Origin of the sequence: Amycolatopsis kentuckyensis (assembly GCF_041679295.1) — a bacterium.
GTDB classification, from domain to species: domain Bacteria; phylum Actinomycetota; class Actinomycetes; order Mycobacteriales; family Pseudonocardiaceae; genus Amycolatopsis; species Amycolatopsis kentuckyensis_A.
This window is the reverse complement of sequence record NZ_JBGDMD010000003.1, coordinates 888,135-902,393: the sequence shown is the minus strand read 5'-3', so window position 1 is coordinate 902,393 and position 14,259 is coordinate 888,135. Positions and strand designations below refer to the sequence as shown.

16 protein-coding genes and 1 tRNA gene are annotated in these 14,259 nt (G+C 73.3%); 7 read left to right on the top strand and 10 right to left on the bottom strand.

Annotation, left to right across the window (positions count from 1 at the left end; translation table 11 throughout):
• The first annotated feature begins 36 nt into the window (after window positions 1-36).
• Window positions 37-318: a hypothetical protein gene (locus tag ACERZO_RS15810; protein WP_372665384.1), complete on the top strand. Its 282-nt coding sequence runs from the start codon at window positions 37-39 to the stop codon at window positions 316-318.
• Here ACERZO_RS15810 and ACERZO_RS15805 read toward each other — a convergent pair.
• Window positions 315-527, bottom strand: a complete 213-nt coding sequence (locus ACERZO_RS15805) for a DUF2795 domain-containing protein (RefSeq protein WP_372665383.1) — start codon at window positions 525-527, stop codon at window positions 315-317. The two genes, ACERZO_RS15810 and ACERZO_RS15805, sit on opposite strands and share 4 nt — an antisense overlap.
• 35 nt (window positions 528-562) lie before the next feature.
• Complete coding sequence (selD, locus tag ACERZO_RS15800) at window positions 563-1,555, bottom strand: selenide, water dikinase SelD (protein WP_372665382.1); 993 nt, start codon at window positions 1,553-1,555, stop codon at window positions 563-565.
• Between the two features lie 54 nt (window positions 1,556-1,609).
• Here selD and ACERZO_RS15795 point away from each other — a divergent pair.
• The 6 genes from ACERZO_RS15795 to nrfD all read left to right on the top strand — a co-directional run bounded on the left by ACERZO_RS15795 (window position 1,610) and on the right by nrfD (window position 9,801).
• Window positions 1,610-1,704, top strand: a tRNA-Sec gene (locus ACERZO_RS15795).
• Window positions 1,704-2,987, top strand: coding sequence for an L-seryl-tRNA(Sec) selenium transferase (gene selA / locus ACERZO_RS15790; protein WP_372665381.1), 1,284 nt, complete (start codon window positions 1,704-1,706; stop codon window positions 2,985-2,987). Before ACERZO_RS15795 ends, selA begins: the two co-directional genes overlap by 1 nt.
• Window positions 2,978-4,690 (top strand): selenocysteine-specific translation elongation factor, encoded by a 1,713-nt coding sequence (gene selB / locus ACERZO_RS15785; protein ID WP_372665380.1) that lies wholly within the window; start codon window positions 2,978-2,980, stop codon window positions 4,688-4,690. The genes selA and selB overlap by 10 nt, the downstream gene beginning before the upstream one ends.
• A gap of 137 nt (window positions 4,691-4,827) precedes the next feature.
• Window positions 4,828-8,055 carry a formate dehydrogenase gene (fdh, locus tag ACERZO_RS15780; RefSeq protein WP_372665379.1) on the top strand — a complete coding sequence of 1,076 codons (3,228 nt, stop codon included), beginning with the start codon at window positions 4,828-4,830 and terminating at the stop codon, window positions 8,053-8,055.
• Entirely contained in the window at window positions 8,048-8,878 is an 831-nt protein-coding gene (locus tag ACERZO_RS15775; protein WP_372665378.1) for a 4Fe-4S dicluster domain-containing protein, read from the top strand. Before fdh ends, ACERZO_RS15775 begins: the two co-directional genes overlap by 8 nt.
• The gene (nrfD, locus tag ACERZO_RS15770) at window positions 8,875-9,801 is read left to right on the top strand and encodes an NrfD/PsrC family molybdoenzyme membrane anchor subunit (RefSeq protein WP_372665377.1); all 927 of its coding nucleotides are present in this window, start codon (window positions 8,875-8,877) and stop codon (window positions 9,799-9,801) included. The genes ACERZO_RS15775 and nrfD overlap by 4 nt, the downstream gene beginning before the upstream one ends.
• Before the next feature lie 53 nt (window positions 9,802-9,854).
• On the opposite strand, the gene ACERZO_RS15765 is transcribed toward nrfD, so the two are convergent.
• The 8 genes from ACERZO_RS15765 to ACERZO_RS15730 all read right to left on the bottom strand — a co-directional run bounded on the left by ACERZO_RS15765 (window position 9,855) and on the right by ACERZO_RS15730 (window position 14,237).
• Entirely contained in the window at window positions 9,855-10,037 is a 183-nt protein-coding gene (locus ACERZO_RS15765) for a CsbD family protein (protein WP_086675473.1), read from the bottom strand.
• Window positions 10,038-10,131: 94 nt separating this feature from the next.
• Window positions 10,132-11,922, bottom strand: coding sequence for a complex I subunit 5 family protein (locus tag ACERZO_RS15760; RefSeq protein ID WP_372665376.1), 1,791 nt, complete (start codon window positions 11,920-11,922; stop codon window positions 10,132-10,134).
• Between the two features lie 4 nt (window positions 11,923-11,926).
• Entirely contained in the window at window positions 11,927-12,262 is a 336-nt protein-coding gene (locus tag ACERZO_RS15755; RefSeq protein ID WP_372665578.1) for a cation:proton antiporter subunit C, read from the bottom strand.
• Window positions 12,263-12,267: 5 nt separating this feature from the next.
• Window positions 12,268-13,002, bottom strand: a complete 735-nt coding sequence (locus ACERZO_RS15750; RefSeq protein WP_372665375.1) for an MnhB domain-containing protein — start codon at window positions 13,000-13,002, stop codon at window positions 12,268-12,270.
• Entirely contained in the window at window positions 12,999-13,235 is a 237-nt protein-coding gene (locus ACERZO_RS15745; protein WP_372665374.1) for a Na(+)/H(+) antiporter subunit B, read from the bottom strand. Before ACERZO_RS15745 ends, ACERZO_RS15750 begins: the two co-directional genes overlap by 4 nt.
• On the bottom strand, window positions 13,232-13,531 hold the full coding sequence (locus ACERZO_RS15740; protein WP_372665373.1) for a monovalent cation/H(+) antiporter subunit G: 300 nt from the start codon (window positions 13,529-13,531) through the stop codon (window positions 13,232-13,234). The genes ACERZO_RS15745 and ACERZO_RS15740 overlap by 4 nt, the downstream gene beginning before the upstream one ends.
• Window positions 13,528-13,782 carry a hypothetical protein gene (locus ACERZO_RS15735; protein ID WP_086675478.1) on the bottom strand — a complete coding sequence of 85 codons (255 nt, stop codon included), beginning with the start codon at window positions 13,780-13,782 and terminating at the stop codon, window positions 13,528-13,530. The genes ACERZO_RS15740 and ACERZO_RS15735 overlap by 4 nt, the downstream gene beginning before the upstream one ends.
• Window positions 13,779-14,237, bottom strand: a complete 459-nt coding sequence (locus ACERZO_RS15730) for a Na+/H+ antiporter subunit E (RefSeq protein WP_372665372.1) — start codon at window positions 14,235-14,237, stop codon at window positions 13,779-13,781. The genes ACERZO_RS15735 and ACERZO_RS15730 overlap by 4 nt, the downstream gene beginning before the upstream one ends.
• Between the last annotated feature and the right edge of the window lie 22 nt (window positions 14,238-14,259).

Genomic DNA, 14,259 nt, shown 5'->3' with positions numbered 1-14,259 from the left:
GGCACCGACAGTTTCGCGCACGTAGCATGACCCGCCATGGACTACGGGATGCTGCTGCTCGGGATCGTCCTGCTCATCACGGTGGTCGGGCTCGGGGCCTCGAACACCGAACGCAGGCTCGGCCGCCGGCTCGACCGGATGGAACGGAAGCTGGACGCCATCGTCGCCCAGCTGGGCGTGACCGTCGAAGAACCGGGGCTCGCCGAGGTCACCGCGCTGCTGCGCGCAGGCAAGAAGATCCAGGCGATCAAGGTGTACCGCGAAAACACCGGCGCGGACCTCAAGGAAGCCCGCGACGCCGTGGAGCGGCTCGCCTAGGGTGCTCCGCCGATGTGCTTGGCCGACACGGCCTCCCACACGGCGTCGAAGTTCTCGTACTGGTCGCCTTCGGTCAGGCCGCCGAGCGAGCCGAGCACGGAGTCGCCGCCGCCGGCCGCGGCCGCGCGCCGCAGGAGCTCGTCGCGGCCGCACGGGTAGTCGGTCTCGGCCAGGTGCTGTTCGAGGCTGGAACGGTCCGGTGCAGGCATGATCCCCGCGTACCCGCCCCGGCCGGCCCGAAAACTCAGCCCACGACGATCGTGTGGTCCCCGCGCGCCACGAGTTCCCCGATCACCGGGTGCCCCGGCAGCTCCCCGGCGACCAGCAGCCCGCCGGACGTCTGCGCGTCCGCCAGCAGCAGCGCCTCGTCCGGGGAAATCCGCGAGACGTCCACGTGCGGGCGCACCCAGTCGAGATTGCGGCGCGTGCCGCCGCTGACGTACCCGTCGCGCAGGGCCTCGCGCGCCCCGTCGAGGTAGGGCACCGCGGCCGGGTCGAGCCGGGCCGTCACCCCGCTCGCTCGCGCCAGCTTGTGCAGGTGACCGAGCAGCCCGAAGCCGGTGACGTCGGTGGCGCAGACGGCCCCGGCGGCGAGGGCGGCCCGGGCCGCGGCGTCGTTCACCGTCGTCATGGCGTCGATCGCCTGCGCGAACCGTTCGCCGGTCGCCTTGTGCCGCGAGTTCAGTACGCCGACCCCGAGCGGTTTGGTCAGCGTCAGCGGCACGCCCGCGCGCCCGGCGTCGTTGCGCAGCAGCCGCGAAGGATCTGCGACGCCGGTGACGGCGAGGCCGTACTTCGGCTCCGGGTCGTCGATGCTGTGCCCGCCGGCCAGGTGGCAGCCGGCCTTGCCGCAGACGTCGAGCCCGCCGCGCAGCACCTCGCCCGCGAGCTCGAACGGCAGCGTCTCCCGCGGCCAGCCGAGCAGGTTGACCGCGACCACCGGCGTGCCGCCCATGGCGTAGACGTCGGACAGCGCGTTGGCCGCGGCGATCCGCCCCCAGTCGTAGGCGTCGTCGACGACCGGGGTGAAGAAGTCCGTGGTCGCGATCAGCGCGGTCGACCCGGAGATCCGGACCGCGGCCGCGTCGTCGCCGGTGTCGAGGCCGACGAGCAGCTCGCCGGCGGGGTCGGCGGGGGAACTCCCGGTCAGGCCGCGGACGGCCGCTTCCAGCTCGCCGGGCGGGATCTTGCACGCACAGCCGCCCCCGTGCGCGTACTGCGTCAGCCGGTACTCCACCGGTTCATCCTGCCCGCCGGGCGCGGAGTTGGCAGGATGGTCGCCATGGTGCAGGGAGGCGTATCCGGCCTGGTGACCGGCACGGTCTTCAAAACCGTTGAGCGGCAGGTCCTGCCGCTGGCGGGTTCGATTCCCGTCCGCCTCCGCCATGCCTGACCCCCGCCGCGCGATCCCGCGGACCGACGCGGTGCTGGCCGAGCCCCGCGTCGCGAAGGCGGCCGGGACGCTCGGGCGCGACCTGGTCAAAGCAGTGGTCACCGAAGTCCAGACGGCCGCCCGGAACGGCGAGATCGCCCCGGGTGACGTCGTCGACGTCGTGCTCGCGCGGCTCCCGGCGAGCGCGGCGTCGCTGCGGCCGGTGGTCAACGCGACCGGCGTCGTCGTGCACACCAACCTCGGCCGGGCCCCGCTGTCCGCGGCCGCGCTGGACGCGCTGGTGGCGGCCGGCGGCGCCACCGACGTCGAGTTCGACCTGGCGACCGGCGAGCGCGCCCGGCGCGGGTTGGGTGCCCTCGCGGCGCTCGCCACCGCCGTCCCGGACGCCGGCGCGGTGCACGTCGTCAACAACAACGCGGCCGCCCTGCTGCTCTGCGCGCTCGCGCTGGCCCCGGGCCGTGAGATCGTCGTCAGCCGGGGCGAGCTGGTCGAGATCGGGGACGGCTTCCGCATCCCCGACCTCCTGGCCTCGACCGGCGCGCGGCTGCGCGAAGTGGGCACGACGAACCGGACTTCCGTGCGCGACTACGCCGAGGCGATCGGCCCGGACACCGGGTTCGTGCTGAAAGTGCACCCGTCGAACTACCGGGTCACCGGCTTCACGTCGGAGGCGGCGCTCGGCGAGCTGGCCGGGCTCGGCGTGCCCGTCGTCGCCGACATCGGGTCCGGCCTGCTGGCCCCGCACCCGCTCCTGCCCGACGAGCCGGACGCCGCGAGCGCCCTGCGCGCGGGCGCCACGGTCGTCACGGCCAGCGGCGACAAGCTCCTCGGCGGCCCGCAGGCCGGCCTCCTGTTCGGCGACGCCGACGTCGTCGAACGGCTTCGGCGGCACCCCGCCGCGCGGGCCCTGCGCGTCGACAAGCTCACCCTCGCCGCCCTCGAAGCGACGCTGCGCGGCCCGAAAGCCCCGGTGCGGGAAGCGCTCGACGTGTCCGTCGACGGCCTCCGGCAGCGAGCGGAACTCCTGGTCCGGGCCTGGGACGGCATCGACGCCCGGGTGGTCCCGTCCGTCGCGGCCGTCGGCGGCGGGGGAGCGCCGGGCGTCGAGCTGCCCAGCGTCGCGGTGAGCCTGCCCGCCCGGTTCGCCGCCGCGCTGCGGACCGGCGAGCCCGCGGTCGCCGGCCGCGTCGAACGGGACCGGTGCCTGCTCGACCTGCGGACCGTGCGGCCGGAAGAGGACGCGAAACTCCGGGAAGCCGTCCGCCGATGCGGGTGATCGTCACCGCCGGGCACGTCGACCACGGCAAGTCGACGCTGGTGCGCCGGCTGACCGGGATGGAGCCGGACCGGTGGGCCGAGGAACGCCGCCGCGGGCTCACGATCGACCTCGGCTTCGCCTGGACGCGGATCGGCGACGAGGACGTCGCGTTCGTCGACGTCCCGGGCCACGAACGGTTCGTGCCGAACATGCTCGCGGGCGCCGGGCCCGCGCCGGCGGTGCTGTTCGTCGTCGCGGCCGACGAGGGCTGGATGCCGCAGTCGGCCGAGCACCTGGCCGCGCTCGACGCGTTCGGCGTCCGGCGCGGCCTGCTCGTCGTCACGAAGGCCGACCGGGCCGACCCGGCCGCGGCGACCGCGGCGGCGCTGAGCGAAATCGCGGCGACGTCGCTGGGCGCGGTCCCGAGCGTCGCCGTCAGCGGGAAGTCGGGCGCGGGTTTCGCCGAGCTGCGTGCGGCGATCGGGGCCCTGGCCGACGGGTTGCCGGCGCCCGATCCGGACGCCGACGTCCGGCTGTGGATCGACCGCGCGTTCACCGTTCCGGGGGCCGGCACGGTCGTCACCGGCACCCTCGCGGCGGGGACGATCGCGGTCGGCGACGAGCTGCTCCTCGGAGACGCGCGGGTGAAGGTCCGCGGCCTGCAGGCGCTCGGGAAATCCCACGACCGGGTGACGGCGGTGGCTCGCGTGGCGGTGAACCTGCGGGGCACCGCGCGGACCGACGTCCGGCGCGGCGACGTCCTGCTCACGCCGGGCCGGTGGCACGCGACGGCGGAGTTCGACGTACGGCTGCGCGGCGCGGAGGTCCACCGGAACCTGGTGCTGCACTTCGGCACGGTGGCGGTCCCGGTCCGCGTCCGTCCACTCGGGACGGACACCGCGCGGCTCACGACGGCGTCCGCGCTGCCGCTGCGCGTCGGCGACCGCGGGCTGCTGCGCGACCCCGGTGAGCACCGGATCGCCGCCGGGTTCGACGTCCTCGACGTCCGGCCGCCGTCCTTGGCCCGCCGCGGCGCGGCCCGGGCCCGCGGCGAGGAGCTGGCCGACCCGGACCTGGCCGGGACCTACCTGCGCCGGAACGGTTTCGTGCCGGCGCCGGACTTCGCCGCGATGGGCCTGCCGGAGACGGGCGAGAAGATGGGGGACTGGTTCGCCGACCCGGCGCGCGTCGCCGGGCTGCGCGCCGAGGCGGCCGCGATCGTCCGGGGCTGGGACGCCCTGGCGGCGGGGATGCCGGTGGAAGCACTGCGGCAGCGGCTCGGGCTGCCCGCGCCGGAGCTGGTCGCGCCGCTGTTGGCGGGCACGGGGTTCGAGGTCGCCGGCGGGCTCGTGCGCAGGCCCGGTGCGGGCCTGGCCCCGGCCGTCGAGAAGGCCCTGGAAACGGTGGCGAAACGGCTCGCCGAACACCCGTTCCGCGCGCCGGAAGCGGACGAGCTGCGCGCGCTCGGCCTGGGCCGCCGCGAGCTGGCGGCGGCGGTCCGCCTCGGCCGGCTGACGGCGGTCACCGACAGCGTGGTGCTCGGCCCGGACGCCGAGGAGCGCGCGGTGGCCGAACTGAGGGGGCTGCCCCAGCCGTTCACGGTTTCCGAGGCCCGGCGCGCGTTGGACAGCACCCGGCGGGTGATGATCCCGCTTCTCGAACGCCTCGACGCGGCGGGCCTGACCGAACCCCTCGGCGACGGAACCCGCCGCACGAGCTGAGCCCGGGGCGCCGAAATGACGTGAATGACTCATTCATGTCGCCTGACGACATGAATGAGTCATTCACGTCATCCGAAGGGCCGCCACAAGCGTGGTTGGAACTGCGAACCGCGGGTATCGCTACTACCGTGCCAGGTATGGGTGTGCGTCGGTGGCTCGAAGGCTGGCCGGTGTACCGGCAGCTGACCGGTCCCGACCGGACCGCGCGCGCCGCGGCGGCCAAATCGGACGGTTCGGAAAAATGGCACGCCCGCACCGAAGACGCCGACAAAGTGGTCAAGTCCGTCTGCCCGTTCTGCGCCGTCGGCTGCGGCCAGAAGGTGTACGTCAAGGACGGCCGCGTCACGCAGATCGAAGGCGATCCCGACTCGCCCATCTCGCGCGGCCGCCTCTGCCCGAAGGGCTCGGCCAGCAAGCAGCTCGTGACCAGCCCGAGCCGCGTCACCGAGGTCCTCTACCGCCGCCCGTACGGCACCGACTGGGAGCGCCTGCCCCTCGACAAGGCGATGGACATGATCGCCGACCGGGTCCTCGAGACCCGCGCCGAGACGTGGCAGGACGCCGACGACCAGGGTCGCAGGCTCAACCGCACGCTCGGCTTCGCCAGCCTGGGCGGCGCGACGCTGGACAACGAAGAGAACTACCTGATGAAGAAGCTCTACACCGCGCTCGGCGCGATCCAGATCGAGAACCAGGCGCGTATTTGACACTCCGCCACGGTTCCCGGTCTGGGGACCTCCTTCGGTCGTGGGGGCGCCACGACGTTCCAGCAGGACCTCGCCAACGCCGACTGCATCGTCATCCAGGGCTCGAACATGGCCGAGTGCCACCCGGTCGGGTTCCAGTGGGTGATGGAGGCGAAGGCCCGCGGCGCGAAGATCATCCACGTCGACCCGCGGTTCACCCGCACCAGCGCGGTCTCGCACGTCCACGCGGCGTTGCGCGCCGGTACGGACATCGCGTTCCTCGGCGGCCTGATCAACCACGTCCTGAGCAACGAAAAGGACTTCCGGGAGTACGTCCTCGCCTACACGAACGCGGCCGCCATCCTGCGTGAGGACTTCGAGGACACCGAGGACCTCGACGGCGTCTTCTCCGGTTACGACCCCGAGCGCCGCCAGTACGACATGACGACGTGGGCGTACGAAGGCGCGCCGACCGTGCCCGCGACCGGGTCCGCCGACCCCGGGCAGCCCGGCGAACCCGGCTCGGAGCACCACCACGGCGGCGAAGGCCACCAGAGCACGGCCCGCGCCGACACCTACGGCAGCGGCGGTGCGGCCGTGGGCGCCAAGCCGAAGACCGACGAGACGCTGCAGCACCCGCGCTGCGTCTACCAGGTGCTCAAGCGCCACTTCGCCCGCTACACGCCCGAGATGGTCGCCGACGTCTGCGGCCTGCCCGTCGAGCAGTTCCGGGAGATCGCCGAGGCGGTCACCGCGAACTCCGGCCGAGACCGGACGACGGCGTGGGTGTACTCGGTCGGCTGGACGCACCACACCGTCGGCGCGCAGTACATCCGCACGGCGTCGATCCTGCAGACCCTGCTCGGCAACATCGGCCGCCCCGGCGGCGGCATCCTCGCGCTGCGCGGCCACGCCAGCATCCAGGGCTCCACCGACATCCCGACGCTGTTCAACCTGCTGCCCGGCTACATCCCGATGCCGCACGCGCACCAGCACGAGAGCCTCGACGACTTCGTCGCGGCGGACGCCGGCAAGACCGGGTTCTGGGGCAACATGCGCTCCTACGCCGTCAGCTTGCTGAAGTCCTACTGGGGCGATTCGGCCCAGCCGCACAACGACTTCCGCTTCGACTACCTGCCGCGCCTGACCGGCGACCACGGCACGTACGCGACCGTGCAGAAGCAGATCGAAGGGGAGTGCAAGGGCTACTTCCTGGTCGGGGAGAACCCGGCGGTCGGCTCGGCCAACGGCAAGTTCCAGCGGCTCGGCCTGGCCAACCTCGACTGGCTCGTCGTCCGCGACCTGCAGCTGATCGAGAGCGCGACGTTCTGGAAGGACGGCCCCGAGGTCGAGACCGGCGAGCTGAAGCCGGACGAGATCGGCACCGAGGTCTTCTTCCTGCCCGCCGCCGCGCACACCGAGAAGGACGGCAGCTTCACCAACACCCAGCGCCTGCTGCAGTGGCACCACAAGGCCGTCGAACCGCCCGGCGACGCCCGCAGCGACCTGTGGTTCTACTACCACCTGGGCCGGATCATCCGGGAACGGATCGGCGACGACCCGCGCGACGCACCGATCCGAGACCTCACCTGGAGCTACCCGGTCGAAGGACCGACGGACGACCCGAGCGCCGAGTCCGTGCTCGCCGAGATCAACGGTCACGGCCCGGACGGCCCGCTCTCGGCGTACACGCAGCTGAAGGACGACGGCTCGACCGCGTGCGGCTGCTGGATCTACTGCGGCGTCCGCGCCGACGGGAAGAACCAGGCCGCGAACCGGCAGCCGGGCAGCGAGCAGGACTGGGTCGCCAAGGGCTGGGCGTGGGCGTGGCCGGCGAACCGGCGGATCCTCTACAACCGCGCGTCGGCCGACCCGGACGGCAAGCCGTGGAGCGAACGGAAGAAGCTGCTCAGCTGGGACGCCGAGCAGGGCAAGTGGGTCGGCCCGGACGTCCCGGACTTCGAGCCCACCAAGGCGCCGGACCACGTGCCACCCGAGGGGGCCAAGGCGCAGGACGCGCTGGGCGGGCGCGACCCGTTCATCATGCAGACCGACGGGAAGGCGTGGCTCTACGTCCCGGCCGGCCTGGCCGACGGCCCGCTGCCCGCGCACTACGAGCCGTTCGAGAGCCCGGTCGAGAACGCGCTTTACGGGCAGCAGGAATCGCCGACGCGCCAGACCCTCGAAAGCCCGGCGAACCCGTACAACCCGGCGCGCAGCTCGGTCTACCCGTACGTGTTCACCACCTACCGGCTCACCGAGCACCACACGGCGGGCGGGATGAGCCGGACGCTGCCCTACCTCTCGGAGCTGCAGCCGGAGTTCTTCTGCGAGGTCTCGCCGGCGCTGGCGGCCGAACGCGGCCTGGAGAACGGCGGCTGGGCGACGATCGTCTCGGCGCGGACGGCGATCGAGGCCCGCGTGCTCGTGACCGAGCGCGTGAAGCCGCTGAAGGTCCGCGGCCGGACCATCCATCAGGTCGGCCTGCCGTACCACTGGGGACCGAACGGCCTCTCCCGCGGCGACGCGGCGAACGACCTGCTGTCGATCGTGATGGACCCGAATGTGCACATCCAGGAGTCGAAGGCGGCCACCTGTGACATCCGGCCGGGCCGCCGCCCGCGCGGCGCCGCGCTGCCGGCCATGGTCGAGGAGTACCGGAGGCGAGCCGATGGCTGAGTACGGCACCCAACCCCGGATGGGGTTCTTCACCGACACGTCGGTGTGCATCGGCTGCAAGGCCTGCGAAGTGGCGTGCAAGGAGTGGAACGGCGTCCCCGACCGCGGCGAGCTGGACCTGCTGGGCACGTCCTACGACAACACCGGCGCGCTGGGCTCGAACACCTGGCGGCACGTCGCGTTCGTCGAGCAACCCAAAGAGTCCACAGTGGACCTGGGCATGCCGGACGTCGGCGCGCCGGCCCAGGACGAGCCAGGCGTGCGCTGGCTGATGTCGAGCGACGTCTGCAAGCACTGCACGCACGCGGCCTGCCTCGACGTCTGCCCGACCGGCTCGTTGTTCCGCACCGAGTTCGGCACGGTCGTCGTGCAGCAGGACATCTGCAACGGCTGCGGTTACTGCGTCCCGGCGTGCCCGTACGGCGTCATCGAAAAGCGCGAGTCGGACGGCCGCGCGTTCAAGTGCACCCTCTGCTACGACCGCCTCGGCGCGGGCATGGAACCGGCCTGCGCCAAGGCGTGCCCGACCGACTCGATCCAGTTCGGCGAGCTGGACGAGCTGCGCGAACGTGCCGACGAGCGGGTGCGCGACTTGCACGGCTCCGGGGTGCCGGAGGCGCGGCTCTACGGGCGCGACCCGGACGACGGCGTCGGCGGCGACGGCGCGTTCTTCCTGCTGCTGGACGAACCCGAGGTGTACGGGCTGCCGCCGGACCCGGTCGTCACGACCCGGGACCTGCCCGCGATGTGGAAGCGGGCCGCGGTGACGGCGGCCGGGGTGGCTGCGACGCTGGCGATGTCGTTCCTGGGGCGGCGCCGGTGAGCCCGCGCCGCGAACGGGCGATGGTCGAGCCCGCGGAGTTCAAGTCCTACTACGGCCGGCCGATCCTCAAGGAACCGGCGTGGAAGCAGCCGGACGTGCCGCTGTACCTGTTCCTGGGCGGCGCGGCGGGCGCGTCGGCGACGATGGCGGCGCTGGCCGACGGCACCGGGCGGCCGGGCCTCGCCCGCGTCGGCAGGATCGTGGCGTCCGGCGGGTCCCTCGCGAGCGTCGTGGCGCTGATCCACGACCTGGGCCAGCCGACGCGGTTCCTGCACATGCTGCGGGTGCTGAAGCCGACGTCGCCGCTTTCGGTGGGGTCGTGGATCCTCTCGCCGTTCTCCGGGCTGGCCGCGGTGGCGGCGGCGTCCGAGGTGACGGGGAAGCTGCCGCTGATCGGCAAGCTGGCCGGAGCAGGCGCGGCCGTGCTGGGGCCGGCGATGTGCACGTACACGGCGGTGCTGCTGGCGGACACGGCGACGCCGTCGTGGCACGAAGCCCACGGGACGCTCCCGGTGCTGTTCGCAGGCAGCGCGGTGACGAGCGGCGCGGGCGCGGCCCTGCTGGCGGCACCCGCGGCCGAAGTCGGCCCGGCGGTCCGCGCGGGGCTCGCGGGAGCGGTGGCGGAACTGGTGGCCGAGCACCATCTGGAGACCGGCCTGGGGCTGGTGTCGGAGCCGTACCGGACGGGCCGCGCGGGCAAGCTGCTCAAGGCGGCGAAGGCGCTGACGGCGGCCGGGGCCGGACTTTCGTTGCTGGCGAGCCGGTACCGGGCCGCCGGCGTCGCGGCGGGCGCGGCCTACCTGGCTTCGGGGCTGTGCACACGGTTCGGCGTCTACGCGGCGGGCGTGGCGTCCACAAAGGACCCGAAGTACGTCGTGATACCGCAGCGCGAGCGGCTCGAGCGCCGGTCGGAAAGCCGCTGAAACGAGAACTGCCGCACCCCGGCGAACCGGGGTGCGGCAGCAGGACCAGAAGGTCAGTCCTTGTCCTTGACGCCCTTGACGGCGTCCTTGATCTTCTCGCCGGCCTGCTTGAGCGAACCCTTGGCCTGGTCGGCCTTGCCCTCGGCCTGCCACTGCTCGTTGCCCGTGGCGTCGCCGACGGCTTCCTTCGCCCGGCCCTTGAGCTCTTCGCCCTTGTTCTCGAACTTGTCGTTCATCGGGGTGCACCTTCCGTCGCGGCGACATTTCCGGATCGGCCAGTCGCCAAAAGGGCCTTGACTCCGGGTTACCCAGTGCGCGGCGGCATACACATCAAAGCCAAACGAGCGCGGTGAGGGCGGTCACGCCCACCAGCAGCCACGCGACGTAGTCCCCGACGTGGCCGGAATGCCCCCGGTGCAGCGCGTCGAGCGCCGTCCGGACCGGCCGCGGCCAGGACGGCAGCCGGTGGGGCCAGAGGGCCGCCGCGGCGATGCCGAGCGCCAGCAGAACCGTGCCGCCGCCGAACAGCAGGCCGGACGACGTCCAGTCGGCCGTCACCGGCGGCAGCGACCCCGGCGAGCCGACCGCGGGCAGGACGTCGTGCAGGAACCCCTCGCGGTCCGCCTCCTGCCGCCCGGCCGTGACGGCGACGTCGCGCAGCCACGGGACGGCGAGCGCGGCGACCAGCGCCGTCACGATCGCGGCGATCATCGTCACCGGCGTGCGCTCGATGCGCCGGCCCGTCTCGGGTTCCTCGTCGGTGCCCGGGGTGCGGTCGCCGTCGTCGCGGCGCGGGGGCCGGCCGCGTCCGAAGTAGACACCCAGGCCCGCCCGCAGCACCGCGCCCGCCGTCACCGCGGTGACGCCGACGAACACCGCCACCAGCCAGCCGTAGCCGGTCTGCTCGAGCGCGTGCTCGGCGACGTCCTTGCCGAACGCGACGCCGAACGGCGGCAGCCCGGCCAGCACCAGGCCCGCCAGCAGGAACAGCCCGCCTTCGAGCCGGGAATGCCCGCACTTGCCGAAGAGCTCGTCCTCGTCGACGCTGCCGTAGCGGTCCTTCAGCACCCCGACGAGCAGGAACAGCGCCGCCTTGGCACCCGCGTGCCCGGCCACCGCCAGCAGGAAGCCGGTGCTCGCCGCGCCGTCGGCGGCGGCCAGTCCACAGAGGAACAACCCGGTGTGCGCGATCGTCGAGTACGCCAGCAGCCGTTTCAGGTGCCGCTGGGTGAAGCACAGGACGGCCCCGAGCACCGCGCTCGCGATCCCGAGCACCAGCAGCACCCGGGCGAACGCGCCGTCGTCGAGCACGCCGCCGAACACCGTCCGCCGCACCCGCAGCACGCCGTAGGCACCCAGCTCGACCATGACGCCGGAGAAGAGCACGCAGACCGGGGTCGGCGCGACCGCGTGCGCGTCGGCGAGCCAGAAGTGGAACGGCACCGCGGCCGCCTTGACCAGCAGGCCGGTGCAGACGAGCACGAACGCGGCGAGCACCAGCGCGTCCGCGGGCTTGCCGTCGAGGGCGACGCCGAGCTGCGCCAAGCCCAGCTGCCCGCCGCGCGCGTACAGCAGGCCGATGCCCATCAGCGTGAAGTACGCGCCGAGGGAGTTCACCACGCCGAAGTTCAGCGCGCCCTGGACGGAGTCGGCCTCTTCGACGCGGTACCCGGTCAGCGCGTAGGCGACGCCGCTCATCAGCTCGAAGAACACGAACAGGGTGAACAGGTCCCCGGTGAGCAGGAAGCCGAGCATGCCGGTGAGGAACAGCAGCATCATCGCGTGGTAGCGGGCTTCGACCGCCTCGAAGTAACGCCAGCTGTAGACCAGCGCGCACGTCGTCAGGAACGACGCCAGCAGCGCCAGTGTCGTGTTGAGCCCGTCGGCGGCCAGGACGATGCCCAGCGAGCGGGCGCCGTCCGGGTGGTGCCCGCCCAGCCAGACCACCACCCGGCCGTGCTGCACGGCGGCGAGCAGCACGGCCGTGAGCACCGTGGCGGTCAGCGCCGCCGCGGTCGCGAACCCGTCGGCCACCACCCGCGGCAGCATCCTGCCCAGGCCCAGCAGCAGGCATGCGGCCAGCAGCGGAAGCGCGACGATGAGGGACGGGAGCGCGGACATCGGCTCAGCCGCGCAGGGCGCGCAGCTCGTCGGGATCGACCGTCCCGTGGCGCTTCGAGATCTGGATGGTCAGGCCGAGCAGCAGCGCGGTGATCGTCGCCGACACGACGATGTCGGTCAGCGTCATTGCCTGCACCATCGGGTCGACCACCGGCTGGCGCTGGTCCTGGACGACGATCGGCGCGCCGGCCTGGTCCTGGTAGCCGATCCCGAGCAGCAGCACGTACGTCCCGGCCTGTGCCACCGACAGGGAGACGACGGTGTGCACGAGGTGCCGGCTGCGCACGATGCCGACCGCGCCGATCAGCAGCAGCCACCCGGCCACGCCGTAGCAGGCCATCCCGATCACGCGTCCTCCTCCCGGATCAGGCCCTGGCCGAGGAACTGGGCCAGCAGCACGACGAGCCCGGCCGCCACCTCGATCCCGACCAGGACGCTCAGCACCGGCACCGTGCCCGCCGACAGCAGCGAGCCGAACTCGCCCTCCGGCAGGACGTTGGCGAGGAACGCGCCGCCGGCGACCAGGCCGGCGAGCCCGGTGACGACGTACAGGCCGGTCGCCGCCGCTTCGGCGTACTCACACCAGTCGATCGGGCGCAGCCGCGCGAGCGCCGGATAGCTGCCGGAGATGTAGAGCAGGTGCCAGCCGGTGGCGAGCACCACCCCGCCCTGGAAGCCGCCGCCGGGGGTGAGGTGGCCGTGCGCCACGACGTCGAGGCCGAGCAGCAGGGTCACCGGCAGCAGGAGGTAGCCGGCGACCTTGACCACCGGCATGACGTACCCGCGCTGCGGTTCGATCCGCTGCCGTTCCTCTTCGGACGGTTGCAACAGCGAGAGCGTGCCGACGACCGCGGCGGCGACGATGGTCTCTTCGCCCAGGGTGTCCAGCGCCCGCAGGTCGAAGTTGATCGACGACACGAGGTTCGGCGTCGCCCGCGCGAGGGCGGCGGGCAGCGCGAGGTCGCGGTAGACGTGCAGGTCACCGCCGAACCCGGGCATCCGCAGGAACGCCGTCACGAGCAGGACGGCGACGCCGAGCGCGCCGGCCGCGGACAGCCACGTCCGGGTCCGCACTGTCATCGCCCGCCCACCTTCCGGATGGTGAGCAGCACGAGCAGCGGCACCACGGCCGACCCGACGGCCAGCTCCGAAAGCGCGACGTCCGGCGCCTGGAGCACCACGAACAGGAGCGTCAGGCACAGGCTGAACAGCGACAGCGTGATCGCCTGCCGCCGCGGGTCGGGGGTGGCCACCACCGCGAACCCCGCGACGGCGACGAACGCGAGGACGACGAGCAGCACGACCGTCGTCACGACGGCAGGTCCTCGTCGATCTCGCCCCTCCGCTGCGCTTCGACGCGCCCCGCGGCGGACTGCAGGACCGGGCCGGTCACGGCGAGCAGCACGACGGTGAGCAGGATGGCGCCCGACCCGAGGTTCCACCCCGTGGCCAGCGCCAGGCCGCCGCCGACGAGCGGCGCGCCCAGCGTCGTCACCGGGGCGAGCAGGTGCAGCCGGTTGAGCAGCGTCTGGGCCCGCAGCATCGCCAGCGCGCAGACCACGACGACGGCGACCCCGGCGAAGACGAGAACCTGCGCGACGACCGTCATTCCGTCGTCCCCAGCAGCCGGATGAACAGCAGCGTGCCCGCGAAGGCCAGCACGGTCAGCACCAGCGGCAGGATCACCGCGCTCGACGGGCCGTAGGCCTGGACGAGCAGGAGCAGCGTGAGCACGGTGACCGGGCCGGCGAGCTGGAGGCCGGCGAGCCGTCCGATGGCGTCCCCGCGCGCGGCCAGCCACAGCGCCGGGCCGAGGCCGCCCGCCATGAGCAGCACGGCGGCGACCAGCCAGCCGGTCACCGGCGCACCTCGTCCAGCACACGGGAGCCGCCCCCGAGCAGCCGGTGGACGACCAGTTCGCGGTCGTGCGGGGGAGTGGCGACGACCATCGTCCCCGGGGTGCAGCCGACGACGGCGGCCGCGCAGGCCGCTCTGGCTTCGTGGACCGCGTCGGGCTCGTCCGGCAGCTCGAGCGTGTCGAACCGGCCCGCGCGCGGGTGCCGCACGACCTCGACCAGGACACGGCCGGATTCGCGGACCGCCGTGCCCGGGATCGCGAGCAGCCACCGCAGCCAGCCCGCCCGGGGCCGCCACGCCCCGCCGACGGCCCGGCGCGCGGCGCGGGCCGCGAACGCGCACGGCACCGCCGCCACGGCCGCGGCCACGAGCTCCGGCCACGACGGCGTCGACAGCGTGAGGACCCACAGGCCGGTCAGGCCGAGCCACCACGGCAGCACCTCGGATGTCACCCGCACGCCCGGCGGAGTACCCCGCGGC